Here is a 23,199-nt window from a genome sequence, read left to right as displayed (position 1 = left end):
ACCGCGAATGCCTGGCGACGACGATGAGATCGGCGACTCCGGCGTCCACGTAGGGGGGGACGCCTACGGCGGGATCAGGATCGCGGCCCGTCGCGCCCGTCGAAGCCGGACGAACCTCCGCTCTCTTCTCATCTCGGGCTCATTGTCCAGCGTCGTCCTGCTCGGGTCCGGCGTGATGTGGCTGGTGCCGAACTACGCGGCGAGCCGCATCCAGTCCGTCGACGCCGGCACGACCGACGCCCCCGCCACGGGTGCGATGAACATCCTCCTCGTCGGCGTCGACAAGCGCGACGACCTCAGCCGCCGCCAGCAGGTCCAGCTCCATCTCGGGCGTGAGTCCGGCGAGCGCAGCGACACGATGATGGTCGTCCACCTTTCCGAGGACCACAAGAAGGTCACCGTCGTCAGCCTGCCGAGGGACACCTGGACCGAGATCCCCGGCCAGGGCACCCACAAGATCAACTCGGCGTACCAGTTCGGCGGGGCCAAGCTGGCGGTGAAGACGGTCGAGCAGGCCACCGGGCTGCGCATCAACCACTACGTCGAGGTCAACGTGCTCGGCTTCATCGACGTCGTCGAATCGCTCGGCGGCGTCACCGTCTGCACGCCCATCGCCATCGACGACCCGAAGACCCGGCTGTCGCTGCAGGCGGGCACCTACAACCTCAACGGGGTGGACGCGCTCGCGTACGCGCGGACGCGAGCCACCGCCCGGGCCGACCTCGACCGCATCGACAGGCAGCAGCAGGTCATCTCGGCGCTTCTCGGCAAGGCGCTCAGCGGCGACACGCTCACCGACCCGATCAAGCTGGCCGGGCTCGTCAACTCGACGCTCAAGACGCTGACCGTGGACAAGGCGCTGTCGGAGGACCTGCTCGGGCTGGCCAACCAGCTCAAGGACGTCTCCACCGACGACGTCTCGTTCGCGACCGTGCCGCTGTCCGACGTGAACTACAAGGCGCCGACGGGCGAGTCCGCCGTGTTGTGGGACAAGCCCGCGGCCCGGGAACTGTTCCGCCGGATCGCCGCGGACGAACTGCAGGCCGGGCCGGTCAAGCGCCGCTCCCCCGCGCCGTCCGCCTCGGCCTCCTCACCTGCGGGCGCGTCCGCGGGCGCGACGCCGTCCGCTTCGCCGACCGCACTGACCATTCCCCCGGGGCGCATCGCGGTCCGCGTCCTCAACGGCACCCTGATCACCGGGCTGGGCGCCAAAACCAGGTCGAGCCTGCTGGCGGCCGGCTTCATGGTCCCGTCGAGCCCCGGCGACGTGCCCGAGCGGGACTTCACCAACACCGTGATCCGCTATCCGGCCGGCCGGGAGGACTCCGCCCGGACCGTGGCCGCCGCGTTCCCCGGAGCAGAGCTGCGGGAGAGGGACGACGTCAAGAGCATCGAGGTCGTCCTCGGCCAGAAGAACAACACGGTCAAGCGGGTGAAGGTCCAGGCCGGCGGCGGGACGACCCCCAAGCCGGCGGCGACCCCCTCGGCCCGTACGGCCACGCAGAACATCTGCAAGAACCAGGCGGCCAACTGACGATCGTCCACTGACGACCGTGGCTGCCGCATGCCCGAAAACTACTCACTTCCGTCCTAGGTATTGTCGAAGATGTAGCAGAAGTACTACATTCCCTCGCATGGATACTGTGATCAGCGCCCGCGGGTTGCGGATGTCGTACGGCGAACGACAGGTCCTGCGCGGGCTGGACCTGGACCTGCGACGCGGCGAGACCGTCGCCCTGCTGGGCCCGAACGGCGCCGGCAAGACGACCACGATCGAGATCCTTCAGGGACTGCGGATCAGGGCCGCCGGCGACGTCGAGGTGCTCGGCGAGGACCCGGCCCGCGGCGCCGACGCCTGGCGGGCGAGACTCGGCACGGTGCTGCAGAACTGGCACGACCACCCGCGGTGGCAGGTGCGGACCCTGCTCGACCATGTCGCCGCCCACTACCCCGATCCGTGGGACACCGACGAGCTGCTGCGGACGCTGGGGCTCGACGGCCACGCGACCTCCAGGGTCCGGGAGCTGTCCGGCGGACAGCGCAGACGGCTCGATGTCGCGCTGGGCATCGTCGGCCGGCCCGAACTGCTCTTCCTCGACGAGCCGACCACCGGTTTCGACCCGGAGGCCCGCAGGGAGTTCCACGAGCTCATCGAGAGCCTGGACATCACGATCCTGCTCACCACGCACGACCTCGCCGAGGCCGAGCGACTCGCCGACCGCGTCGCCGTGCTCCTCGACGGCGGCATCGCGGTCCACGGCACCCCGCAGGAGGTGGCGGCGACCGTACAGGCGCCCTCCCTGGTGCGGTGGCGGGACGGAAGCGAGCGGACGGACGACCCGTCCGAACTGGCCTGGCGGCTGCACCAGCGATACGGCGGACCGGTCCCCGGGCTGGAGATCCGGCGGCCCTCCCTCGAAGAGAGCTACCTCAACCTGGTGGAAAGGAGCGCGGCGTGAACACGATGGCACTCGGGATCAGGCGCGGCCTGATCGAGCAGAACTCCATCCTGCGCGATCGCAAGGAACTCGGCACCAACATCGCCGGCCTGGTCATGTACCTGATGCTCATCCTCTGGATCGGCCGCAACCCCGCCGGCGGGGGCGTCGACATGACCGCGTTCATGACGGTCGGATTCGTCGCGTTCACGGTGTTCTCCGCCGGGATCATGACGCTGCCCATGCTGATCGCGGCCGACCGGGAGGAGGGCGCGCTGCTCCGGCTGCGCCTGCTCCCGCGCGGTGTGCCCGTCTACATCACCGGCCGGGCGGTGTCGCTGATCCTCCACATCGCCGTGCACTCGGCGCTGATGCTGGCGATCGGCGGCGCCATCGGCGGCGTCGCGCTGCCCTCCACCCTGTACGGCTGGGCGACGCTGATCTGGGTCCTGGGCCTTGGCGCCCTCTCGGTCATCCCGCTCGGCGCGATGATCGGGGCGATGTTGCCCACGGCGAAGGCGGCCGCCGCGGTCGTCGGCCTGCCCACCATGCTGCTGATGATCGCTTCGGGGGTGATGATTCCCATGACGATGATGCCCGCGCCCGTGCAGTGGATCGCGCAGGTCTTCCCGCTCTACTGGCAGGGGCACGGACTGCGGGCGGCGTTCTTCGACTCCCCCGGCGGTGAGCTGCACAAGGCGTGGGAGCTCGGAACGGCCGCGATGGTGATGGGGGCCTGGGCGGTCGCCGGTATGGTGCTGGCACCGTGGCTGCTGCGCAGGGTCACACGCAAGTGAGGATTCACGGTGTCCAACGAGATCGTCTACAACAGGATCCCGATGCTCAGGGCGGAGCGGGGCATCTCCCGCAAGGACCTGGCGACGGCTCTGGGGGTGCACTACCAGACGGTGGGCTACCTGGAGCGGGGCGAGTACAGCCCCTCGCTGTTCCTCGCCCTGAAGATCGCCGAATACTTCGAGGTCCCGGTGGAGGTCATCTTCTCCCTCCGCCCGTTCGCCAGACTGGGGTCGTCATGAGCAGCACGTGGGAGAAGCGGCGGGACCGCCTGGAGAACCTCCCGGCCAACCGGCTCTGGGCCACGCGGGCCGCCCGGCGGCGTCTGGTGGTGGCGGGCGTGGCCGCGCTGGTCATCCTCTGGGCCGGGCTCGTGGTGATCGCCCAGTACGCGCCCAGCGACCTGGCGCGCAACGTCTACCTGTCGATGTTCGGCATCAGCCTGGTCGTCGGGCTTCCGGTGACCAGCTGGCTGCACGCGGCCACGCGAGGCGCCATGTACCTCCCCGAGCAGTACCTCGACGAGCGGCAGCGGACCGAACGGCACCGGGCCTACACGTCGGCGCACGGTGCGACCACCGCCGTCCTCGCCCTGCTGTTCATCCTGGCGAACTTCGTGAGCTGGCAGAACGGGCCTCTGTCGATCACCATCCCGCTCGCGCTGATCGGACCGACCGCCCTGACACTGGCCGCGACCCACTACACGACGCCGCTGCTCATCGCGGGCTGGCGACTGCCCGACCCGCCGCCCGACGACGAGGACGCGGACGAGTAGAGACGGACCGACGGTGTCACGAGGCCGCGCCGGCGGCGAAATCGCCGGCACGGCCTCGTGGCACATCGGCGCCGGGCACCTACGGCATCACTGGGGAAGATCGGGGAGGAGGTCGGTGTTGGTCCGCGCCCCCATCGTCATCATGCGCTCGATCTGCTCCGCGGTCGGCGGCCCAGGCAGCTCGCCGGGCACGGCCTTGGGGAAGAGATCGATGAATCCCTCATCGGGGCCGCCGGGGGTGAACAGGAAAATCATCTTCACGGTGTGCAGTCCGTTGTTCTTGAACCGATGACGGGTCCCCCGGGGCACATGGATGAAGTCCCCCGCGCGCGCGGTGAACGTCTCGCCGCCGTCGAGGAACTCGAGTTCCCCGGACATGAGGAAGAACGTCTCGTCGTGGTCGTTGTGGACATGCGCCTCGGGGCCTCCGCCCGGGGGCACCGACGCGTCGATGAAGCCGAGGCGTCCACCGGTCTGCGAGGCCGTGGCCTTGATCGTGTAAACGTCGCCGGCCGCCCAGATGGCGGGGCCCTCACCGGCGGGCACGTAGAGCGCTCCGCGCTTGGTGTATCTCGGGTCGTCGCCGGGTGTCGGAAGGGGGAAACTCATCATGCACTCCTCGTATGCTTCACGTCACTTTTCGTGTTCGTCTCGGGCCGCGATCTTCCGGCATGCCGTGGTGACACGTCGGCTTAGGGGAAATCGCGCGCACCTCTGACCCGGGTCTCCGACACGGATCTCGGACATGGAGACGAGTCCGGACGGCTGCGCGCGTCGATGTCCGTGATGCCACTTTTTATGACGTCTTTGATGCCGCCTTTGATACGGTCCGAGAACCAGGAATCAGGTTCTCGGCACGCCTACTCAGCTGCAAGAAGGCAGTTGAAAGTGCCCTGGTATCCCGAAGGGAACCCCATGGCCGATGCGCGAAAAGGCGCGGCGTCGCCGACGGCGGAGGAACTGGACCCGTGCGACGTCGTCCGCAGCATCCTGGGCCGCGTGGGGGACAAATGGTCGGCCGTCGTGATGGACGAACTTGCGGCCGGACCTCGGCGGTTCAACGAGTTGCGGCGGCTGGTCAGCCCCATCACCCAGCGCGTGCTGACCTCGACCCTGCGCGCCCTGGAGGGGGACGGCCTGGTGACGAGGACGGTCCACCCCACCATCCCGCCGCAGGTCGAATACGCGCTCACGGATTCCGGGCGGGCGTTGCACGCCATCATCAAGAACGTCGCGGCCTGGACCGACGCCTATCTGGGCACCGTCCATGCCGCTCGGTCGGCACGCAAGGACTCCGCCGGCTGAGCGACGCCTGAGTCGTCCCGCGGACGGTCGCTCCCTGGAATGACAGGGACGTTCACTCTGGAGGGTGAGGGCGGAGGGGGCGACACGTCCTGATAATGGACGGATGATCGCAGCGGGCCGGGTCGGCAGGGCGATAGACGGGGCGCTCGCGGTGTGCGTGGTCCTCGCCACGGTCGGCCCGCTCGTCCTGCCCGATCCCAAACCATGGTGGATCATCGGGCTGGGGCTGCTGGCGTCGGTGCCGGTGTGGTGGCGCAGGCGGGCGCCGATGGTCGTGGCGGTGGTGGTCGGCGCGGCGATGTCCGTGATGGTGATGTGGGAGAAACCGTTCCTGCCCTTCGGGCCGCTGCTGGCCGTCTACACGATCGCCGATCTGAGCCCCATGTGGAAGAGATTCGCGGCGATTCCGGCGATCGTGGCTGCTGTGGGCGTCTCGCTGGTGCTGCCGGGAGAGGACGACGAGACCTTCCGGCTGATGGGTACCGCCTTCGTGGCCGCCTACGCGCTGGGCACCAGTGCCAGGGCGAGCCGCTCGCGCGCGGCCGAACTGGCCGAGCGGGCACGGCGGCAGGAGCAGGAGCACGTCGCGGCGGCGGCCGAGGAACGCACCCGGATCGCGCGCGACATGCATGACATCGTCACCCATTCCGTCGGGCTGATGGTGGTTCAGGCCGAGGCCGGGCCGGTGGTGGTGCGCAGCGACCCGGGCAGGGCCGAGGCGGTCTTCGATGCGATCGCGAACACGGGAAGAAGCGCGCTGACCGAGCTTCGGGGTGTGCTCGCCGCACTGCGGAACCCGGCCGACGGCGGTCAGGCGTGGGGCCGTGCCGGCGAGGCACTGCTCCAGCCCCGCCTGGCCAACCTTCCCGCGCTGAGCGAGCGCAGCGGCCTCGATGTGGTGAGCAGGACCGTCGGCACCTCGCGTCCGGTCGCGGAGAGCGTCGAGGCGGCCGTCTACCGCATCGTTCAGGAGGCGCTCACCAACGTGCGCAAACACGCCGGCACGCGTGCCGTACGCCTCTCTCTGACCTGGGGGGAGAACCTGACGGTGGAGGTCGCCGACGACGGGCGGGGGCCGGGCGATGGCGGCGGCTACGGGCTGGCCGGGATGCGGGAACGGGCGGCGGCATGCGGCGGCACGCTCACGGCCGGGGCAGGACGGAACGGGGGGTTCGTGGTGAACGCTGAATTTCCGCTTGAATGACCCGCATGTTGCGGGTGATGATCGCCGACGACCAGGACCTCTTTCGCGCGGGGTTCGGGCTGATCCTGGGCGCGCAGCCGGACATGGAGGTGGTCGGCGAGGCCGCCGACGGCGCGGAGGCGATCGCCGAGGCCAGGCGGCTCCAGCCGGACGTGGTCCTGATGGACGTGCGCATGCCGGGCGTGAACGGCATCGAGGCGACCAGGGAGATCTGCGCCGCCACCGCCGCGAAGGTGCTCGTGCTGACCATGTTCGACCTCGACGAGTACGTCTACGACGCGGTCCGGGCGGGAGCGAGCGGGTTCCTGCTCAAGGACATCCGGCGCGACGAACTGGCCCACGCCGTGCGCATCGTCGCCTCGGGCGAGGCCCTGCTCGCCCCGGCGGCCACCAGGCGACTGCTCGAGGACCTGGTGCGAAGGCCCGCCCACGACGTCGCGCCCCGGCTGGCGGCCAGGCTGGACGCGCTGACCGACCGTGAGCGGGAGACACTGAGGCTGGTCGCGCGCGGCCTGTCGAACGCGGAGATCGCCGCCGCGCTCGTGGTCACCGAGCACACGGTCAAGACGCACGTCAGCCGCATGCTCACCAAGCTGGACCTGCGGGACCGGGTCCAGGCCGTGGTGCTGGCCTACGAATCCGGGCTGGTGGTCGCCGGTGAGAGTGACAACGGAGATCGCACCCGCGACTGACGCGCCGGCAGGGTGGGGAAAAGCACGATCGTCGGCATGGAACGCATCCTCCTCATCCTCGCCTCCGCCGTCCTGATGCACTTCGGCACCGGTCTCCACCCCGTCTGGTGGCTCACCTGGCTCGCGCCGCTGCCCGTCCTGTTCCTGGCTCGCCGGGCGGGCAGGGGTACGGCATTCGCCGCCGGGACGCTCGTCTGGATCGCCGGCCAGGTGCAGATGTGGCCGTACTTCACCCGGACCCTCGAGATGCCGCCCGCACTGACCGCCGCCCTCATCATCGGCCCGGCGCTCTGCTACGGCCTGGGCGTGCTGCTCTTCCGCACCCTGCTCGTGCGCGGCAGGCCGCTCCTGGCGGCGGCAGCCGTACCGGCCGTCTGGGTCTCCACCGAGTACGTCATGAACCTCGCCGGACCGCACGGGGCCTGGTGGAGTCTGGCGTACACGCAGGCCGACTTCCTGCCCATGCTGCAGACCGCCTCCGTCACCGGGGTCTGGGGCATCACCTTCCTCCTGCTGTTCGTGCCCGCCTCGATCGCGGTCCTGCGGCCACGTACGGCGGTCCTCTCCGGTGTCCTGGTCACGCTGACGCTCGGCCACGGGTTCGTACGGCTCGCGACGCCCGCCGACACCGGAGGACGGAAGGTCGCACTGGTCGCGACGGACGACTCCGAGGATCTCGTCCGCCGGTACGGCGAGGCCATTGACACCGCGGTGGCCCGCGGTGCGGAGATCGTGGTGCTGCCCGAGAAGGTCTTCACGACCACCGACCTGCCGTTCACCCGCCCGGGCGTGGAGGTGGTCGCGGGAATCGCCATGGAGACCAACAGCGCGGTGAGCTACCCCTCCGGCGCGCGCTACGACAAGCACCACATGATCCCCGGGGTGGAGCGCAAATTCCGGCCCGGCACCAGCCTGGCCTTCCTCGACGGCAACCGACTCGGCCTCATCATCTGCAAGGACCTCGATTACCCGGGCCTGGTCAGGGACTACCGCAAGGCCGGCGCCGCCGCCCTGCTCGCGCCCGCCTGGGATTTCGACGAGGACGCGTGGCTGCACAGCCGCATGGCGGTGGTGCGCGGCGTGGAGAGCGGCGTGGCGGTGGCCCGTGCCGCACGCCAGGGATGGCTGACGGTCAGCGACGACCGCGGCCGGATCGTGGCCGAGCGCTACAGCGACAAGTCAGGCATGACCACGGTCACGGCGACCCTGCCCCGGGAGGGCTCGGCGACGCTCTACACCGTGCTGGGCGACTGGGCCGCGTGGGCCTCGGCCGGGTTGCTGCTGCTCGCACTCGGTGCGGCGGTCCATCCGGTGGTGGGGAGGAGGCAGACTAGCAGCCCGGCCAGAGCGGCGACGACGCCGGTGGTCACCACGGCGGGCCATGCGCCGCCCGCCCACGCCAGTGAGCCGAGCAGCGACCCGAGCGCGATGCCCAGGAACCGCAGAGTGAAGTAGACGGTGTTGAGGCGGTTGTGGGTGGCGGGATCGAGCGTGAACAGGACCGTCTGGCAGACCGCCTGACTGCCCCAGACGCCGACGTCGAGGACGAGCACGCCCGCGATCAGCCACCAGAGGCCCGTGGCACCCGGCAGCAGGATCAGCCATCCCGCGATGACCAGGCCGATGAGCACCGCCAGCGCCCTACGCCTCCCGAGGCGCTCGGTCATCCTCCCGGCGTACGGCGAGGCGAGGGCGCTGGCCGCGGCGACCAGCCCGAACAGCCCGATCGTCGACGAGCCGAAGTGGTACTGCCGCTCGAGCAGGAACGTCAGCGTCGTCCAGAAGGCACCGAACGCGATGCCGACCAGCGCCCCCGAAATGGTGATCCGCCGGATCAGCGGCCGGGACACGAACAACTTCGGGAGCGATGCCAGCGTGGCGCGGTAAGAGATGCGGGCGGCCGCCGGGACATGGGGCAGCGCCCGCCGCAGAACGATCACGAGCACGAGGGTGAGCGCGCAGGAACAGCCGTACACGGCACGCCACCCGGCCACCTCGGCGAACGCCCCGGAGTAGGCGCGGGAGGCGAGCACGCCGACCAACAGGCCACCCTGCACGACGCCGACGATCCTGCCCCTGGCCCGTCCCCCGTCTCCCTTGTCTCCTCCGGTGTCTCCTGCGGTGTCTCCTGCGGTGTCTCGTCCGGTGTCTCCTCCGGCCAGGGCGACGGCGAGGGGGGTGACCAACTGCGGGACCGGGGACAGCAGGCCGACGGCGAAGCTCGACACGATCAGGAACCACGCCGAAGGAGACAGGGCGCAGGCGGCGAGCGCGAACGCGGACGCCGTACCGAGGCCGAGGATCAGCCGGCGCCGGTCGTGGCCGTCGCCTGCCGGAACGAGCAGGAGGATGCCTGCCGCATAGCCCAGCTGCGTCGCGGTCGGGACGGCGCCGAGGGTGTCGCGGCCGACGCCAAGCGAGGCGGCCACCGCTCCGAGCAGAGGCTGGTTGAGGTAGACGTTGGCCGCCGTTACGGCGCTGGTGGCGGCCAGGAGCGCGATCAGCCGCCGGTCCGGTCGGCGGCCGTCACGGCCGAGATCGAGGGCTGCGGCGGGGTGGGGTCGGATCACATGAGCCGACGGTAGGCCGACCTCCCACTGGCATACTTTCGTGGCCACGCCATCATTCATCGAGATTGCGCCATGTAGCCATGTACGGCAAGAGCGAACACCGCGACGACTACCAGCACGTTCCCAGGCCGCTCGCGGCGATGGCACGTGACCTTCCCGACGGCCATCACATCCCCGCCCACCACCACCGGCGCGCTCAACTGATCTACGGCACGACGGGCGCCATCACCGTCGCCACCGGTCACGGCGTCTGGGTGGTTCCCGCCACCCGGGGAGTCTGGGTCCCGGCCGGACTCACCCATGCGATGACCTGCGCTGGACAGGTGGCCATGCGCACTCTCTACATCGAGCCGCAGTCGGCCTGGCACCTGCCCGCGACCCCCACCGTCGTCTCGGTCTCCCCGCTGCTACGCGAACTCATCGACGAAGCGACCCGGCTCCCGATCGAGTACGAGCGCGAAGGCCGCGACGGCAAGGTCATCGAACTGCTGCTCCTGGAGCTCGCACCACTGCCCGTCCCGGCGCTGCACCTCCCCGCTCCCGCCGACGCCCAACTCGGCGAACTCTGCGCGGCGATCCAGCGAGAGCCCGGCGGCCGGTGGACGACCTCGGACGCCGCCTCCTACGCGCACATGAGTCCGCGCAGCCTGCAGCGCAGATTCACCGCCGCGACCGGCATGAGCCTCGCGCGCTGGGTGCAGCAGGCCAGACTCATACACGCGGTCGCCCAGCTCGCCAGGTGCACACCGGTCACCGCCGTCGCCACCGGCCTCGGCTACGCCACGCCCAGCGCCTTCACCGCGATGTTCAGCCGTACGCTCGGCACGACCCCCACGGCCTACTTCGCCGACCGGCTCACACTGTCCAGACCGGATCCCGACCGATGATGCCGAGCAGGCGGTCGAACTGTGGGGCGTCGTCCGGCACCGCCACCGGCGCACCGAAGACACCGCGTCGCCTGCCCATCTCCACCATCTGCTCAGTGAAGTGCAGCGCCCGCGAGACGGCATCGAGGTCCGGCTCGTACTCCTGACCGGTGGCTCTGGCCAGGTCCCAGCCGTGCACGACCATGTCGACGAGGTACATGTGGGCCAGGGCGGTCATCGGCAGGCCTCTGTCGGGGCTGGTCCCCTCCCACGCCTCGGGTCGCGACCAGGCGGCCAGCGTGCCCTCCGCTCGCTTGGGGAAGTCGCCCGCGTAAGGTCCTTGCTCGACGCTCGGCCCCTTGCGACCCAGCGACTCGAACATCTCCGCCACCCACTCGAGGTGGTTGATCAGGTCCTTGACGTCGAACTTCGCGCATGGTGTCGCGAGCCCGAACTGCTCCTGCCGCACCGCCCGCACCAATCTCCCGGTCCGTTCGGTGGCGCGCGTCATCAGCGGCATCATGTCTTCCATGGCAACCAGCGTGCCTCGCCTGCCCGAAGGGCGGCTTGTAGAAACGCGACAGCGCGGCTGGGTCAACCCGTATGCCGGGCTCAACGCCTTCGATTTCTTCCGGCAGGCGCCGTCGCCCGAGCTCGCGGCGTATGTGGAGCACTTCTGGGTCGTCACGTGGACCGATCTCGCCGAGCCGTACGAACAGCGCATCGTCTCTCACCCCACCGTGAACATGACGATCACTCAGGACTTCCACCGGATCGCGGGAGTGATCAGGGGAGGGTTCTCCTACACGATGCGGGACAGCGGCCGCGTGCTCGGCACACGCTTTCGCCCCGGTGGCTTCCGGCCGTTCCTCGGCGGTCCGGTGTCCCAGCTGACCGGCCGGTTCGTGGAGATCAGCGAGATGTACGGCGCGGCGGGCGCGGCCCTGGTCGAGCAGGTCCTGGCCGAGCCCGACGCTCGGGCCGCCATCGCGCTCATCGAGAGGTTCCTACGGAGTCTGGGGCCGAATCAGGATCCGACAGCGGAAGAGGTCGCGGCACTGGTGGCGATGGTGGAGAGCGACATGTCCATGACCAGGGTCGACGAACTGGCCGCCAGATCGGGGCGGTCCGTGCGCTCGCTGCAACGGCTGTTCCGGGACTATGTAGGCGTCGGCCCCAAGTGGGTGATCCGCCGCTTCAGGCTGCACGAAGCCGCGGAGCGGGTCCACCGGGGCATCGACCTCGCCACGCTGGCCGCCGAGCTCGGCTACACCGATCAGGCCCATTTGACCCGCGACTTCACCGCCGCGGTGGGCATGCCCCCCGCGGCCTACGCCCGGCTCGGAAGCCAGGCCTGATCCCGACGTTCGCCAGGCCGTGGATCAAGTGGTTTCGGGGTTGGCGGGAGAGCTTGAAGCGTGCCGAGTTCTGAGATCAGATGATGAGCATTGATCATTGCCGCGCGCGTGACGCCACCGCAGGATAGAGATCTCCACCTGACGACGGAAAGGACATCGAATGCGTTTGCTGATCTACACCGCCTTCGTCTCGCTGGACGGGGTCGTCGACTCTCCCGGCGGCGGACTCCCCTCCGAGACCCACCGCAGCGGCGGCTGGACCTACAAGGACATCGAGTTCCTGCCCGAGGCATACGAGATCAAGGGTCGGGAGATCGGGGAGTCCGCCGCGCTGATGTTCGGCCGGACCAGCTATGAGGCCTTCGCGCCGCTATGGCCGGACATGGAGGACTTCGCCGCCCTCAAGGACCTGCCGAAGTACGTCGTCTCGACCACCCTCGGCGAGGACGCCCTCGTCGACAACTGGGGGGACATCACGATTCTTCGTTCCCTCGAGGACGTCGCGAAGGTCAAGGAGACCGACGGCGGCCCCATCGTCATCCACGGCAGCGCCACCCTCGCTCGCAACCTCTCCGACGCCGGTCTGATCGACCGCTACCACCTGCTGGTGTTCCCGGTGCTGCTGGGAGCCGGCAAGCGGATGTTCAGCGACACCGACAAGGAGAAGCAGATGCTGAAGGTGGTCGAGTCCGAGACGTACGCCAACGGCATCACCAAGCTGGTCTATGACGTCGCCCGCTGAGATGGCCACCATGCCTCGCGAACCGATGAGGGAAGGGCTGTCCGCAGCGCACGAGTGACCGCCGTGCAGTGCGAAAAGGGCGCCCGCCCGGTCCGTGGACCGGGCGGGCGCCCAGATATGACGAACCCCGCCGCCCACACTGGGGAAGCGGGGTTTTCGCATGTCAGCGGCCTACTTGAGCTACTTGAGGAGCTGGCGGGCCATGACCATGCGCTGGATCTGGTTGGTGCCCTCGTAGATCTGCGTGTTCTACGTCGCGTCCCTAAGCCGCCTGCGATTACCCCTGGATCTTGTCGTTGACCAGGACATACGCTTGCCGAGATCTTCCATAGGTTGCTGCCGATTTCAACGTTCTCACGGAACAGCCACGGAACAGACCATGATCAGAAGGGGGCTCATGACGCTCCCCAAGAAGGGCTCCCGCCTCATCACCGTAAGTGACACGACGTACCGCTGGCGCGTCCGCCACAAACCGACCTACTGCGAAGGAGTCGGCTGGTCCCCCCTGACCTTCGCGGTTGAACTGGCAGAGGGGCCATACAACGTCCTACTCGTCACCCTCCCCTACGCAAGGCCTGACAACTGGGTTCTCGAACAATCGATGCTCAGAGATCGTGGCGATGGCGTTACTCACTTGGTCGCTCAGGCTGTCTCGCCAGTTGCCGGTCCTCGCGGCCGGACGAGCTCTGAGCCAGGCCGTTTCGGATCATCGTCTCGGAGGGTCTTGACAATTGACAATGTTCACACATAAGAACAAACTGGACGAAATGGTCCATCTACCCGGCGCACGGGTGTCTTCGTGCCAGCACTCCGGGTGGAAGCCGGTCGCGACCTGAATTGGCCCGAGAGGTCACATCGCTAGAGGCACGCCCTGGCAAGCCTGTACGGACATTTCCACCAGGTCAACCGCCTGTTCGTGTCTCCAGGCAACCCGAATTACGCGGAACGCAGGTGAGGTGTTGTGATGGATTCAAGGGTTGACTGCAGGGCGGTGTTCAAGGCCATCGTGTCCCCGTTGCTAGTCATGACACCGCACTTCGTCGTAGTGGCGGCCAACGACTCCTTCCTGAAGTTGGTCGGGCGGAGTCAGGCGGACCTGCTCGGCCGGGACTTCTTCGCCGTCTTCCCCGGCAATCCCAACGCTCCTAACGATCCTGACGTGCAGGGGGTGATGCGTCTGCATGCTTCGCTGGTACGCGTTGTCGCCACTGGCCAACGGGACACCATGGCGCTGCAACGGTACGACATCGAGGCGAGCGGCATACCGGGCGTGTTCGAGGAGCGGTACTGGAGCACGATCAACATGCCCGTCCTGGACCCGGACGGTGAGGTGGAATTAATCGTTCTCCGGACTGAGGACGTCACTGAGTTCCTCCAGCAGCTGAGGTTGTCCGGCGAGCGCGACGTCACGAGGGCTCGGTCTGAGCTTGAGGCGATGAGAACCGACCTCTACGCTCGCGCATGCGAGCTCCAGGAGCTCAACGAAGAACTCAAGCAGGCGCACAGGCAACAACGCCAGACCACGTCGATGTTACGAGAGGCCATCGAACGGCAGCGGCGGTTCGTCTTCGACGCCTCCCACGACTTGCGCAACCCGATCACTGGGCTCCTGGCCGAGCTTGAGGTCGCGATCGCAGAACCTGACAGCGACCTGCACCAGCTCCTGCGCAAACTGCTGCTGGACGCCGAGCGACTCAACGACATCGTGAACGATCTGCTCGAACTCGCCCGTCTGGACGCCGCGCCGCCCGCCCCAACCGAACCAGTCGACCTGACCCAGCTGGTGATAGATGAACTGAAACGCCGCACTCTGACCGTAGCCGTCGTTACCCGGCTCGAGAGGCAGGTGGTGGTGAACGCCTCCCGGATCCGGCTGGCGCGGCTCCTGGGCAACCTGGTCAACAACGCCGAACGGCACACCTCTACGGTGATCGAGATCAGCGTCACCGGCGACCCACCGGACGCGGTCCTGGAAGTCATCGACGATGGCCCCGGCATTGCTCCGGCTGACCGCGAAAGAATCTTCGAGCGCCTCTTCCGCCTGGACGATGCCTGTCGCCGGGATCCCGGTGGCTCCGGGCTCGGTCTGCCCATCGCCCGCGAGATCGCCCACGCCTACGGCGGGCGCCTGTACGCCGCCGATCACCCCACCGGCGCCCGCTTCGTCCTCCGCCTCCCCCTCGCGGCCTAGGGTTTGTTGGACGAAGGTGAATCTTTGCGACGGAGGGGCAGGCCGGCATCGCGTGTACCTGCCTCAAGCACTCCAGTGCCGCTCAACCACCCGGCCGATGGTGGCTGTGATGACCGCCGCAGAGAAGAGATCCGCCCCCATCCCGTTTGCCGTCGACCCACCGCGGAGCGGCAGCGGGCCGGCGACAGAGGTGCAAGCCCGGCTTGACGTGTCCCTGCGCCTGTGCGCCTTCCACGGTGATGGGATGCCAACGGTCACAGCCGGGCTTGCGGCGGAGGAGACGGGCTGCTGGGCTCGCCTGGGTCGATGGCGGGCGGGATGGCAACCCTACCCCAGCCACCCCACAACCTGTACGTGTGTTCGAATGCCATCCCGGAGCCGGAGCGCCCCCGCCGGAGGCATCACCACATACGGTCGGCACCTGGCGGCTGTTCCAGCTCAGCTCATCGGTCCTGTGATCAGAGATGTACTGTCGCCTGGCGGCCCATCGACTCGTCCGCGCCAGCCGTCCGGCGTTCTTTGTGCGCTGTCCGCCGGGAGCGCCAGCGGGAGGCGGCGTGCGCCGTGACGGCGGCGCGTGCGGCCCGGTTAGGGCCGCCTTGAAGCAAGGCCGCGTAGTTAGCGGTTTTGGTGTCGCGTCAAGCGGGTTGGGTTGATCATCTGGGGAGATCGCCGAGTTCGCAGGACATGGGACGGGGCCGGCCCGAGGGCAGGTCGAAGACGGTGCCGTCCACCGCCATCAGCCGCAGGCCCCGCCAGAACGCATCCGGCATCCGCTCATCCGCGACCGGGGCGGCGACCTCCTCGGGTGCGTGATCCGGTAGGCCAGTCGGTGGCCGAGACCAATCACGAGGTTTGTCGAGAAAGACTTTGCCGCCCGAGAACTCCGCTCCGTCGAATGGTCATTGGCTCTGAGGTGGTCTCCATCATTGTGCCTTCGTCTCACACGTAGGCTAGCTCGAATTATTCCGCATTGTGCGCCCGTTGGCGCTAGGCGACCCTTGAATCATGTCCCGCGGCGTCTCGTCTGGGGTGGAGCTCCTCCTCCCGATCGAACCACCGCAGCCCGGACGACCTCGCCGGGTTCAGCTTGAGAGCGCCCTGCGCGACGCGGTGCGTACCGGTCGGCTCGCGGCCGGTCAGCGGTTGCCGGCCAGCCGTGTTTTGGCTGGCGACCTGGGAGTCTCTCGTCGCCTGGTCGTCGAGGTCTATACGCAGCTGACCGCCGAGGGCTATCTGGTCAGCCGGCCCGGCTCTGGCACCTGCGTCTCTGACCTGGCCCTGCCGCCGGCCGCCAATGCGCCTGCTGCTCTCCGGTCGCCGGAACGCTCAGCCCGATGGGACATGCGCCCAGGCATTCCGACGCTATCGGCGTTCCCCCGCCACCTGTGGCGGCGGGCATGGACGGCCGCGCTGCGTGCTGCCGCGGACTCCGATCTGGCGTACCCCGACTCCGCCGGGCATCCCCGGCTGCGTCAGGTGCTAGCCGCCTACCTCGGTCGGGTCCGCGGCGTGTACGCCGACCCGCAGCGGCTGCTGATCTGTGCCGGTTTCACCCAGGGCCTTCACCTGCTCGCCCATACCCTGCGTGCCCGAGGCGCACGGACCGTCGCGCTCGAGGACCTGGGGATGCCTCACCGCGCACCGATCCTGCAACAGGCCGGTCTCGCTGTCATGCCCGTCTCGGTCGACGGCGACGGCATCCTCGTCGACCAACTACCCGAGCAAGGCGTTGACGCAGTACTGACCACCCCAGCTCACCAGTTCCCTACCGGCGCGGTCATGGCACCCGCCCGCCGGGAGGCACTGCTGGCCTGGGCCGGGCGCTGCGGCGCGATCGTCGTCGAGGACGACTACGATGGGGAGTTCCGCTTCGACCGACGCGCTGTGGGCTGTCTGCAAGGCCGTGCGCCTGACCGTGTCGTCTACCTTGGATCCACCAGCAAGACGCTCGCCCCGGCGCTACGTCTGGGCTGGATGGTCAGCCCGGCCGAACTGCACAGCGAGCTGCTGCTCCCCAAGTTCCTCGCCGACCATGGCAGCCCGACCCTCGATCAACTCGCTCTGGCTCACCTCATCGAAGCCGGCGACTACGACCGGCACATCCGCGCCGCCCGGACCCGCTACCGAACCGCTCGGCAAGCCCTCGAGCAGGCCATCACCCGTCATGACGTGCCCCTACGACTTGCAGGGACACCCGCCGGCGTCCAGGCCCTCGCGACCCAGCTCGACGGCACCCACCCCGACCAGCTGACCGCGCGCGCCCAGGCCGTCGGGATCGCGTTCGACTCCATCACCCGCTACCAGCTCACCCCTGACCCGGACCCCCTCGGCGTCGTCATCGGCTACGGCAACATCACCCCCCACGCCATCGACGAGGCCATCGCCCTGCTCGCCACCATCACCAACGGACAGCACGGATCAGCCCGATGAAATGCACGTCGACCGGCGAGCTAGAGCCTGTTTCAAAGGCAGGTCAGCCAGTCGTTGATGACGGCGATGTGGATGGTGGCTTCGTGGCGGACGGCGAGTTTTTCGTATCTGGTGGCCACGGCACGGTGTCGTTTGAGCCGGTTGATGCCGCACTCAACGGCGTGGCGTTGGCGGTAGTCAAGCGCGCAGAACACTGGTGGCCGGCCTCCGCGGCTGCCGTGGTTCTTGCGGTGGCGGATCTGGTCGGTCTTTTTTCAGGATCGTGCAACGGATACCTCGTCTACGCAGGTAGGCGCGGTTGGCGCGTGAGCCATAGGCCCTGTCGGCCCGGCCCCTGTCCGGCCGTTTACGGGGACGACCCGCACCCATCCTGGGCACGCTAATCACCTCCAGCACGGGCTGGAACTGCGGCGAGTCTCCCCGTTGACCGGCAGTGACCAGCAGGGACGTGACCTTCTGCTCACACGACAGATGGATCTTCGTGGTCAACCCGCCACGCGAACGTCCCAAGCATTACCAGCAGGTGAGGAGCGGTGGTTCGTCGAGTTTGGGCTAGTTCTTGCCACGGGCAAGTAGTTCGCCAAGGCGCTCGAAAGTGATGCCTGTCGTCGCCGAGGCGAGGTCGCCCGCGACAGTGGTACCCATATCTGGCATGGATTTGGATCCTGCTACGGGTCCGACTGTTGGCTAGCGTCGTCGCATGGAAGCAGCCAACAAGAAGAAGACAGATTGATATGAATCTCGACAAGCTCATGAGCAAGCACCTCAGCAGGTATTTGGACCCCAGCAAGGCCATTCCTGAGGAAACCCTTCAGCAGCTGCTGAGGTTCCTGCGCTCGGCGCCCACGTCGACGAACATCCAGCCCAACCACTTCTACGTCCTCGCCACACCCGAAGGCAAAGAGCGGCTTGCCAACAACCTGGGCGATTTCGACAACGGCGAGAAGATCCTGCGCGCGTCGCACGCCATCATCCTCACCACCCGGGTAGATCTGCCCGAGAGCCACGTCGAGGCGGTGTTCTCGAAGGAGAGGGCCGATGGCCGGTTCCCGGACCTGGCACAGCAGGAGCTGCGGGAGTCAATGAACAGTGACTTCCTCGGCTTCCTCGGCCTGCCGCGCATGTACGGCGACGAGAACATGAACCACTGGATGGAAAAGCAGACCTACATGGTGCTGGGCATGACCCTGATGGCGGCCGCTGAGCTCGGCGTCGAGGCCATGCCACTCGAAGGGTTCGACCCGGTCTGCGTCGACGAGGCGTTCAAGATCCGCGAAACCGGATACACCGCGACAGTGCTGATGCTCCTCGGCTACCCCGACCCCGCGAAGGTGTACAGCAACCCGATTTCGCGCTTCGAATCCGACCAGCTGTTCACTTTCCGCTAAACAACCACGGCATCGGGAAGGACCGTGGCTGGAGTACGCCGGCCTCGGACACCTCGGTCCTCGATGTCGGCACACTCCGGACGGCCAGACCGGCGGCAGGCGCCGCCGGTCGTCACGGCCTGCGCGATGTCGGTCGCGGACCGCCGAAGCGTACACGCTGACGCTGACCTTCTCCGATGGGAGCGCTACCGCAAAGTTTTGGAGCACGACGTTCGAAGTTCCATGCTCACCACTCGTCGACTCAAGATGGCACCTGACCGCGCCCTTCAGCCACTCGTTGACGCCGGCAGCCCTCCCTCTTCACACCCCGTGACACCAGCTGGGCTCGGCGCGATGCCCGTTCAGCTGTTCATCAAGACGAGTGGTCCCGTCAAGCCCTGGCCGGGCAGCTTTACGCTCGCTCGTGCCGCGCACAACTGTGAACCCATCGCCGTCGCTCTCAACGTTGCGTTGGAACACGTTCGCACTTGCGCCACCGGAAACGACGACCTCACCCCAAGCAGCGAAGACCACGCTACTCAAGGAAATATCAGGAGAAACCCAGTGAACCCCGAGATGAATGTGCAGAAGAACGGCGACAGCGGATCATACGAAGCCGTGGTCGAGGGACAGGTTGTCGGCATGATCGTCTACCACGCACCGCGTGGCAATCAACGCGTGACGTTCAGCCACACGATCGTTGAGCCTGAGTACCGCGGCCGAGGGATCGCAACCCGGCTTGTCAAACACGCTCTGGACGATCTACGAGCGCAAGACCTGAAGCTCACCAACTACTGCCCCTTCGTGGCGGACTACATTGCCGACCACCCTGAATACAAGGAACTCGTCGACAGTCGCTTCCCGGGCCGCGCGACGGTACCCGACCGCGCACCGCGCGAACGCGCCAACTGACGCACCTCCGAAACGGCCCGAACGTACGCAATCAAATACCGGCCTTGCATCAGGGTTGCTAGCCGGATGACGTGCCCGTGGCATGCGTCTTCGGCCTGCCGTGTCGACCTGGAGGGCGGTGACCCTATTGAGCCCGTTCTCGGAACGGGTACCGCGATTTCGCGCCCGGGTCTCGGTCTCCGCACGGGTGCCGCCTGCCGGTCATCTCCTCGTCGGGCAGGCGTAGCCATGCCGGGCCGGACGCCTGGGGTCAAGCCGTCGTTCGCGTGTACATGCCTCCCGGTGACCTTCCGCGCGATGTTGGAGAGCAGGGATACAAAGCTGTGACGCAGCTCGCGAGGTGACCAAACGCATATGAACGGGCGTTCACGACCAGCGCCAGACGCGCCCTGCGACTCTCACGGAACAGTGACGGAACAAGATCCTTTAGGTGCTCCGAATCGGACATGAACGAACCCCGCCGCCCACACTAGGGAAGCGGGGTTTTCGCATGTCAGGGGCTACTTCAGCAGCTGGCGGGCCATGACCATGCGCTGGATCTGGTTGGTGCCCTCGTAGATCTGCGTGATCTTCGCGTCGCGCATCATGCGCTCGACCGGGAAATCGCGCGTGTAGCCGTACCCGCCGAGGAGCTGGACGGCGTCGGTGGTGATCTCCATGGCGGCGTCGGAAGCGGCGGTCTTGGCCGCGCTCGAGAAGAACGTCAGGTCCTTGACGCGCGTGCCGTGCATGGCGAGCTCCGACTTCGCGGCCGCGGCATAAGTGAGCTGACGGGCGGCCTCGAGCTTCATCGCCATGTCCGCGATCATGAACTGCAGGCCCTGGAACTCGGCGATCGCCTTGCCGAACTGCTTGCGCTCCTTGACGTAGCCGATCGCGAAATCGAGCGCGCCCTGCGCGATGCCGAGCGCCTGCGCGGCGATCGTGATCCGCGTGTGGTCGAGCGTGGCCAACGCGGTCTTGAAGCCGGAGCCGGGCTCGCCGATCATCCGCGACTCGGGGATGCGGACGTTCTCGAGGATCACCTGACGGGTCGGCGACCCCTTGATGCCGAGCTTCTTCTCCTTGGGACCGAACCCGACCCCTTCGTCGCTCTTCTCGACGACGAAGGCGGAGATCCCGCGGGCGCCGGCCGACGGGTCGGTCACCGCCATGACCGTGTAGTACTCCGAGACGCCCGCGTTGGTGATCCACATCTTGGTGCCGTTGAGCACGTAGTGGTCGCCGTCCTTGACCGCACGGGTCTTCATGGCGGCCGCGTCCGACCCGGCCTCTGCCTCGCTCAACGCGTAGGAGAACATCGCGTCGCCGCCCGCCACGGGCGTCAGGTAGCGCCGCTTGACCTCGTCCGACGCCGACAACAGCAGCGGGACCGTCCCCAGCTTGTTGACCGCGGGGATGAGCGAGGACGACGCGCACGCGCGGGCGACCTCCTCGATCACGATGACGGTGGCGAGCGCGTCGGCGCCGGCTCCGCCGTACTCCTCGGGGATGTGCACGGCGTGCAGGTCGGCCGCGACGAGGTCCTTGTAGACCTCCCACGGGAACTCCTCGTTCTCGTCCGCCGCGGCGGCACGGGGAGCGATCTTTTCGTCGGCGAGGGCCCGGACCGTCTCGCGGAGCATCTCATGCTCCTCAGCGGGCGCGTACAGAGGGAAGCTCATAGCGCGATACTAGGTCGGCCGATCAGATAGTTACCAACCAGTACGACTCTGCGCGGCGCACCGCCCCTGACGCGCATCCGGCCAGCGCACTCTGGGTGGGGGGTGACAAAGCCTTGATCCTCGGCACCCCCTACGGTTGGGCCAGAACTGTTTGCCTGCCCGATGCCTGGGGCAGTCGAGAGCCCCAGTACTATGCCAGATCACAAAGAGTGGGTAAGAGGGGAGCATGCTGTGCCTTACCGTCTCACCGTGCTCGGTACCGGATATTTGGGTGCCACACATGCGGCATGCATGGCCGAACTGGGCTTCGAGGTTCTCGGTCTCGACGTCGACCAGAGCAAGATCGACATGCTCGAGCGCGGCCATCTCCCGATCCATGAGCCTGGTCTAGAGGACCTCCTGCGGCGCAACCTGGAGGCGGGGCGCCTGCGGTTCACGACCTCCTACGAGGAGGCCGCCGCCTTCGGCGACGTCCATTTCGTCTGTGTGGGAACTCCGCAGAAGAAGGGCGAGTACGCCGCGGACGTCTCCTACCTTGACGCCGTCGTGGAATCCCTCGCCCCCTACCTCGACCGTGAGTGCCTCGTCGTCGGCAAGTCGACCGTCCCCGTCGGCACCGCCGAGCGCCTCGCCGAGAAGCTCGTACGGCTGGCACCCGCCGGCACCCAGGCCGAGCTGGCCTGGAACCCGGAGTTCCTCCGCGAGGGCTTCGCCGTGAAGGACACCCTGCACCCGGATCGGATCGTGCTGGGGGTCGCCTCCGAGCGCGCCGAGAAGGTGTTGCGGGACGTCTACGCGCCGCTGGGCGAGGTTCCGATCGTGGTGACGGACTTCCCCACCGCGGAACTGGTCAAGTCGGCCGCCAACGCCTTCCTCGCCACCAAGATCTCCTTCATCAACGCCATGGCCGAGGTGTGCGAGGTCGCCCACGCGGACGTCAAGCAGTTGTCGCTCGCGCTGTCGTTCGACGACCGCATCGGCGGCAGGTTCCTCAACCCCGGACTCGGCTTCGGCGGCGGCTGCCTGCCCAAGGACATCCGGGCGTTCATGGCCCGCGCGGGCGAGCTCGGAGCCGACCAGGCGCTGACGTTCCTGCGCGAGGTCGACGCGATCAACATGCGTCGCCGCGCCCGGATGGTCGACCTCGCGCGCGGACTGGTCGGAGGCTCGTTCACCGGCTGCACGGTCGGCGTGCTCGGCGCGGCCTTCAAGCCCAACTCCGACGACATCCGTGACTCGCCGGCTCTGGACGTGGCCGCGACCATCGGCCAGGAAGGCGGCAAGGTCACCATCTACGACCCGGTCGCCCTGGACAACGCCCGCCGCGCCCAGCCGCATCTCGGATACGCCGACTCGGCTCTCGAGGCCGCCCGGGGAGCCGACGTCATGCTGCTGCTCACCGAATGGCAGGAGTTCATCGACCTCGACCCGGAGACGCTCGGCTCCGTCGTCTCCGTACGGAACATCGTCGACGGCCGCAACGCCCTCGACGCCGAGACCTGGCGCTCCGCCGGATGGCACTACCGCGCCCTCGGCCGCCCCTGACGCCCTACTAGGACCTCGTGACGTCAGCGGATCTGCTCGACGTCACGGTGTCCTGGTGCGTGGCCGTCTTCGTGTGAGCGGGGTCCGGTACCACCGTTTGGAGTGACCGGTCCCGATGCGGTCGGTTTAATGCGACCGGTCCCGATGCGACACTTTGCCTGAAGCCGGTTTCCTGAAGCCGGTTTCCTGAGGCCGGTTTCCGTGTGGCCTCCGGCGCGGCGGTTTCCTTGTAACCGGGTCCAGCGCGGTGGTTTTCCGTGCGGCCGGTTCCGGCGCGGCGGTTTCCGTGCGGCCGGTTCCGGCGCGGCGGTTTCCGTGCGGCCGGTTCCGGCGCCGCGGTTT

The 23,199-nt window shown here is 67.9% G+C and carries 21 protein-coding genes and 1 pseudogene; 17 read left to right on the top strand and 5 right to left on the bottom strand.

The features are described from left to right. The first annotated feature begins 7 nt into the window (after positions 1 to 7). The 5 genes from Pka01_RS23425 (at position 8) to Pka01_RS23405 (ending at position 4,008) form a co-directional block, all read left to right on the top strand. Entirely contained in the window at positions 8 to 1,534 is a 1,527-nt protein-coding gene (locus Pka01_RS23425) for an LCP family protein (RefSeq protein ID WP_203885005.1), read from the top strand. Positions 1,535 to 1,634: 100 nt separating this feature from the next. Further along, positions 1,635 to 2,459 carry an ABC transporter ATP-binding protein gene (locus tag Pka01_RS23420; RefSeq protein ID WP_203885004.1) on the top strand — a complete coding sequence of 275 codons (825 nt, stop codon included), beginning with the start codon at positions 1,635 to 1,637 and terminating at the stop codon, positions 2,457 to 2,459. 5 nt (positions 2,460 to 2,464) lie between these two features. Then, entirely contained in the window at positions 2,465 to 3,235 is a 771-nt protein-coding gene (locus tag Pka01_RS23415) for an ABC transporter permease (protein WP_239115255.1), read from the top strand. A 42-nt stretch (positions 3,236 to 3,277) separates the two neighbouring features. After that, entirely contained in the window at positions 3,278 to 3,475 is a 198-nt protein-coding gene (locus Pka01_RS23410) for a helix-turn-helix transcriptional regulator (RefSeq protein WP_203885129.1), read from the top strand. Then, positions 3,472 to 4,008 (top strand): hypothetical protein, encoded by a 537-nt coding sequence (locus Pka01_RS23405; RefSeq protein WP_203885002.1) that lies wholly within the window; start codon positions 3,472 to 3,474, stop codon positions 4,006 to 4,008. Before Pka01_RS23410 ends, Pka01_RS23405 begins: the two co-directional genes overlap by 4 nt. 87 nt (positions 4,009 to 4,095) lie before the next feature. Here Pka01_RS23405 and Pka01_RS23400 read toward each other — a convergent pair whose 3' ends face one another. Further along, positions 4,096 to 4,617 (bottom strand): cupin domain-containing protein, encoded by a 522-nt coding sequence (locus tag Pka01_RS23400; protein ID WP_203885001.1) that lies wholly within the window; start codon positions 4,615 to 4,617, stop codon positions 4,096 to 4,098. A gap of 306 nt (positions 4,618 to 4,923) precedes the next feature. On the opposite strand from Pka01_RS23400, the gene Pka01_RS23395 reads away from it, so the two are divergent. From Pka01_RS23395 to Pka01_RS23380, 4 genes and pseudogenes are all read left to right on the top strand, one after another. Beyond that, a complete protein-coding gene (locus Pka01_RS23395) occupies positions 4,924 to 5,313 on the top strand; it encodes a winged helix-turn-helix transcriptional regulator (RefSeq protein ID WP_203885000.1) in 390 nt (129 codons plus the stop codon). 103 nt (positions 5,314 to 5,416) lie between these two features. Then, positions 5,417 to 6,517, top strand: coding sequence for a sensor histidine kinase (locus Pka01_RS23390; RefSeq protein ID WP_203884999.1), 1,101 nt, complete (start codon positions 5,417 to 5,419; stop codon positions 6,515 to 6,517). Positions 6,518 to 6,522: 5 nt separating this feature from the next. Then, positions 6,523 to 7,209: a response regulator gene (locus Pka01_RS23385; protein WP_203884998.1), complete on the top strand. Its 687-nt coding sequence runs from the start codon at positions 6,523 to 6,525 to the stop codon at positions 7,207 to 7,209. Positions 7,210 to 7,245: 36 nt separating this feature from the next. After that, positions 7,246 to 8,412 (top strand): annotated as a pseudogene (locus Pka01_RS23380) (nitrilase-related carbon-nitrogen hydrolase); the annotation flags it as partial. A 29-nt stretch (positions 8,413 to 8,441) separates the two neighbouring features. Here the strand turns inward: Pka01_RS23380 and Pka01_RS40875 are convergent. Further along, positions 8,442 to 9,779 carry an MFS transporter gene (locus Pka01_RS40875; protein ID WP_239115231.1) on the bottom strand — a complete coding sequence of 446 codons (1,338 nt, stop codon included), beginning with the start codon at positions 9,777 to 9,779 and terminating at the stop codon, positions 8,442 to 8,444. A gap of 80 nt (positions 9,780 to 9,859) precedes the next feature. Between Pka01_RS40875 and Pka01_RS23375 the strand changes: the two genes are divergently transcribed. Continuing rightward, a complete protein-coding gene (locus Pka01_RS23375) occupies positions 9,860 to 10,666 on the top strand; it encodes an AraC family transcriptional regulator (RefSeq protein ID WP_203884996.1) in 807 nt (268 codons plus the stop codon). Here Pka01_RS23375 and Pka01_RS23370 read toward each other — a convergent pair. Then, positions 10,635 to 11,177, bottom strand: a complete 543-nt coding sequence (locus tag Pka01_RS23370; RefSeq protein WP_203884995.1) for a TIGR03086 family metal-binding protein — start codon at positions 11,175 to 11,177, stop codon at positions 10,635 to 10,637. The genes Pka01_RS23375 and Pka01_RS23370 overlap by 32 nt on opposite strands. Here Pka01_RS23370 and Pka01_RS23365 point away from each other — a divergent pair. The 4 genes from Pka01_RS23365 to pdxR all read left to right on the top strand — a co-directional run bounded on the left by Pka01_RS23365 (position 11,176) and on the right by pdxR (position 17,369). Continuing rightward, entirely contained in the window at positions 11,176 to 12,003 is an 828-nt protein-coding gene (locus Pka01_RS23365) for a helix-turn-helix domain-containing protein (RefSeq protein ID WP_203884994.1), read from the top strand. The two genes, Pka01_RS23370 and Pka01_RS23365, sit on opposite strands and share 2 nt — an antisense overlap. A gap of 160 nt (positions 12,004 to 12,163) precedes the next feature. Beyond that, positions 12,164 to 12,745: a dihydrofolate reductase family protein gene (locus tag Pka01_RS23360; RefSeq protein ID WP_203884993.1), complete on the top strand. Its 582-nt coding sequence runs from the start codon at positions 12,164 to 12,166 to the stop codon at positions 12,743 to 12,745. A 991-nt stretch (positions 12,746 to 13,736) separates the two neighbouring features. Then, the gene (locus tag Pka01_RS23355) at positions 13,737 to 14,936 is read left to right on the top strand and encodes a PAS domain-containing sensor histidine kinase (RefSeq protein ID WP_203884992.1); all 1,200 of its coding nucleotides are present in this window, start codon (positions 13,737 to 13,739) and stop codon (positions 14,934 to 14,936) included. Between the two features lie 1,008 nt (positions 14,937 to 15,944). Continuing rightward, entirely contained in the window at positions 15,945 to 17,369 is a 1,425-nt protein-coding gene (gene pdxR / locus Pka01_RS23350) for a MocR-like pyridoxine biosynthesis transcription factor PdxR (protein WP_203884991.1), read from the top strand. A 32-nt stretch (positions 17,370 to 17,401) separates the two neighbouring features. Here the strand turns inward: pdxR and Pka01_RS23345 are convergent, their stop codons facing one another. Continuing rightward, positions 17,402 to 17,563: a transposase gene (locus tag Pka01_RS23345; RefSeq protein ID WP_203884990.1), complete on the bottom strand. Its 162-nt coding sequence runs from the start codon at positions 17,561 to 17,563 to the stop codon at positions 17,402 to 17,404. 540 nt (positions 17,564 to 18,103) lie between these two features. On the opposite strand from Pka01_RS23345, the gene Pka01_RS23335 reads away from it, so the two are divergent. Next, positions 18,104 to 18,757: a nitroreductase family protein gene (locus Pka01_RS23335; protein ID WP_203884988.1), complete on the top strand. Its 654-nt coding sequence runs from the start codon at positions 18,104 to 18,106 to the stop codon at positions 18,755 to 18,757. Between the two features lie 333 nt (positions 18,758 to 19,090). Beyond that, positions 19,091 to 19,648, top strand: coding sequence for a GNAT family N-acetyltransferase (locus Pka01_RS23330; protein WP_203884987.1), 558 nt, complete (start codon positions 19,091 to 19,093; stop codon positions 19,646 to 19,648). Positions 19,649 to 20,148: 500 nt separating this feature from the next. On the opposite strand, the gene Pka01_RS23325 is transcribed toward Pka01_RS23330, so the two are convergent. Further along, on the bottom strand, positions 20,149 to 21,312 hold the full coding sequence (locus Pka01_RS23325; protein WP_203884986.1) for an acyl-CoA dehydrogenase family protein: 1,164 nt from the start codon (positions 21,310 to 21,312) through the stop codon (positions 20,149 to 20,151). A 231-nt stretch (positions 21,313 to 21,543) separates the two neighbouring features. Here Pka01_RS23325 and Pka01_RS23320 point away from each other — a divergent pair, with 231 nt between their 5' ends. Next, on the top strand, positions 21,544 to 22,857 hold the full coding sequence (locus Pka01_RS23320) for a UDP-glucose dehydrogenase family protein (protein ID WP_203884985.1): 1,314 nt from the start codon (positions 21,544 to 21,546) through the stop codon (positions 22,855 to 22,857). Positions 22,858 to 23,199 lie beyond the last annotated feature (342 nt).

It is taken from the genome of Planotetraspora kaengkrachanensis (assembly GCF_016862895.1).
GTDB classification, from domain to species: Bacteria; Actinomycetota; Actinomycetes; order Streptosporangiales; family Streptosporangiaceae; genus Planotetraspora; species Planotetraspora kaengkrachanensis.
This window is presented reverse-complemented; position numbering and strand designations above follow the sequence as displayed.

Excerpts from the sequence above, each read along its gene's own strand:
- Pka01_RS23425 (WP_203885005.1), top strand. The coding sequence starts at position 8 with ATGCCTGGCGACGACGATGAGATCGGCGACTCCGGCGTCCACGTAGGG.
- Pka01_RS23420 (WP_203885004.1), top strand. The coding sequence starts at position 1,635 with ATGGATACTGTGATCAGCGCCCGCGGGTTGCGGATGTCGTACGGCGAA.
- Pka01_RS23415 (WP_239115255.1), top strand. The coding sequence starts at position 2,465 with ATGGCACTCGGGATCAGGCGCGGCCTGATCGAGCAGAACTCCATCCTG.
- Pka01_RS23410 (WP_203885129.1), top strand. The coding sequence starts at position 3,278 with ATGCTCAGGGCGGAGCGGGGCATCTCCCGCAAGGACCTGGCGACGGCT.
- Pka01_RS23405 (WP_203885002.1), top strand. The coding sequence starts at position 3,472 with ATGAGCAGCACGTGGGAGAAGCGGCGGGACCGCCTGGAGAACCTCCCG.
- Pka01_RS23400 (WP_203885001.1), bottom strand. The coding sequence starts at position 4,617 with ATGAGTTTCCCCCTTCCGACACCCGGCGACGACCCGAGATACACCAAG.
- Pka01_RS23395 (WP_203885000.1), top strand. The coding sequence starts at position 4,924 with ATGGCCGATGCGCGAAAAGGCGCGGCGTCGCCGACGGCGGAGGAACTG.
- Pka01_RS23390 (WP_203884999.1), top strand. The coding sequence starts at position 5,417 with ATGATCGCAGCGGGCCGGGTCGGCAGGGCGATAGACGGGGCGCTCGCG.
- Pka01_RS23385 (WP_203884998.1), top strand. The coding sequence starts at position 6,523 with ATGTTGCGGGTGATGATCGCCGACGACCAGGACCTCTTTCGCGCGGGG.
- Pka01_RS23375 (WP_203884996.1), top strand. The coding sequence starts at position 9,860 with ATGTACGGCAAGAGCGAACACCGCGACGACTACCAGCACGTTCCCAGG.
- Pka01_RS23365 (WP_203884994.1), top strand. The coding sequence starts at position 11,176 with ATGGCAACCAGCGTGCCTCGCCTGCCCGAAGGGCGGCTTGTAGAAACG.
- Pka01_RS23370 (WP_203884995.1), bottom strand. The coding sequence starts at position 11,177 with ATGGAAGACATGATGCCGCTGATGACGCGCGCCACCGAACGGACCGGG.
- Pka01_RS23360 (WP_203884993.1), top strand. The coding sequence starts at position 12,164 with ATGCGTTTGCTGATCTACACCGCCTTCGTCTCGCTGGACGGGGTCGTC.
- pdxR (WP_203884991.1), top strand. The coding sequence starts at position 15,945 with ATGTCCCGCGGCGTCTCGTCTGGGGTGGAGCTCCTCCTCCCGATCGAA.
- Pka01_RS23335 (WP_203884988.1), top strand. The coding sequence starts at position 18,104 with ATGAATCTCGACAAGCTCATGAGCAAGCACCTCAGCAGGTATTTGGAC.
- Pka01_RS23330 (WP_203884987.1), top strand. The coding sequence starts at position 19,091 with ATGCCCGTTCAGCTGTTCATCAAGACGAGTGGTCCCGTCAAGCCCTGG.
- Pka01_RS23325 (WP_203884986.1), bottom strand. The coding sequence starts at position 21,312 with ATGAGCTTCCCTCTGTACGCGCCCGCTGAGGAGCATGAGATGCTCCGC.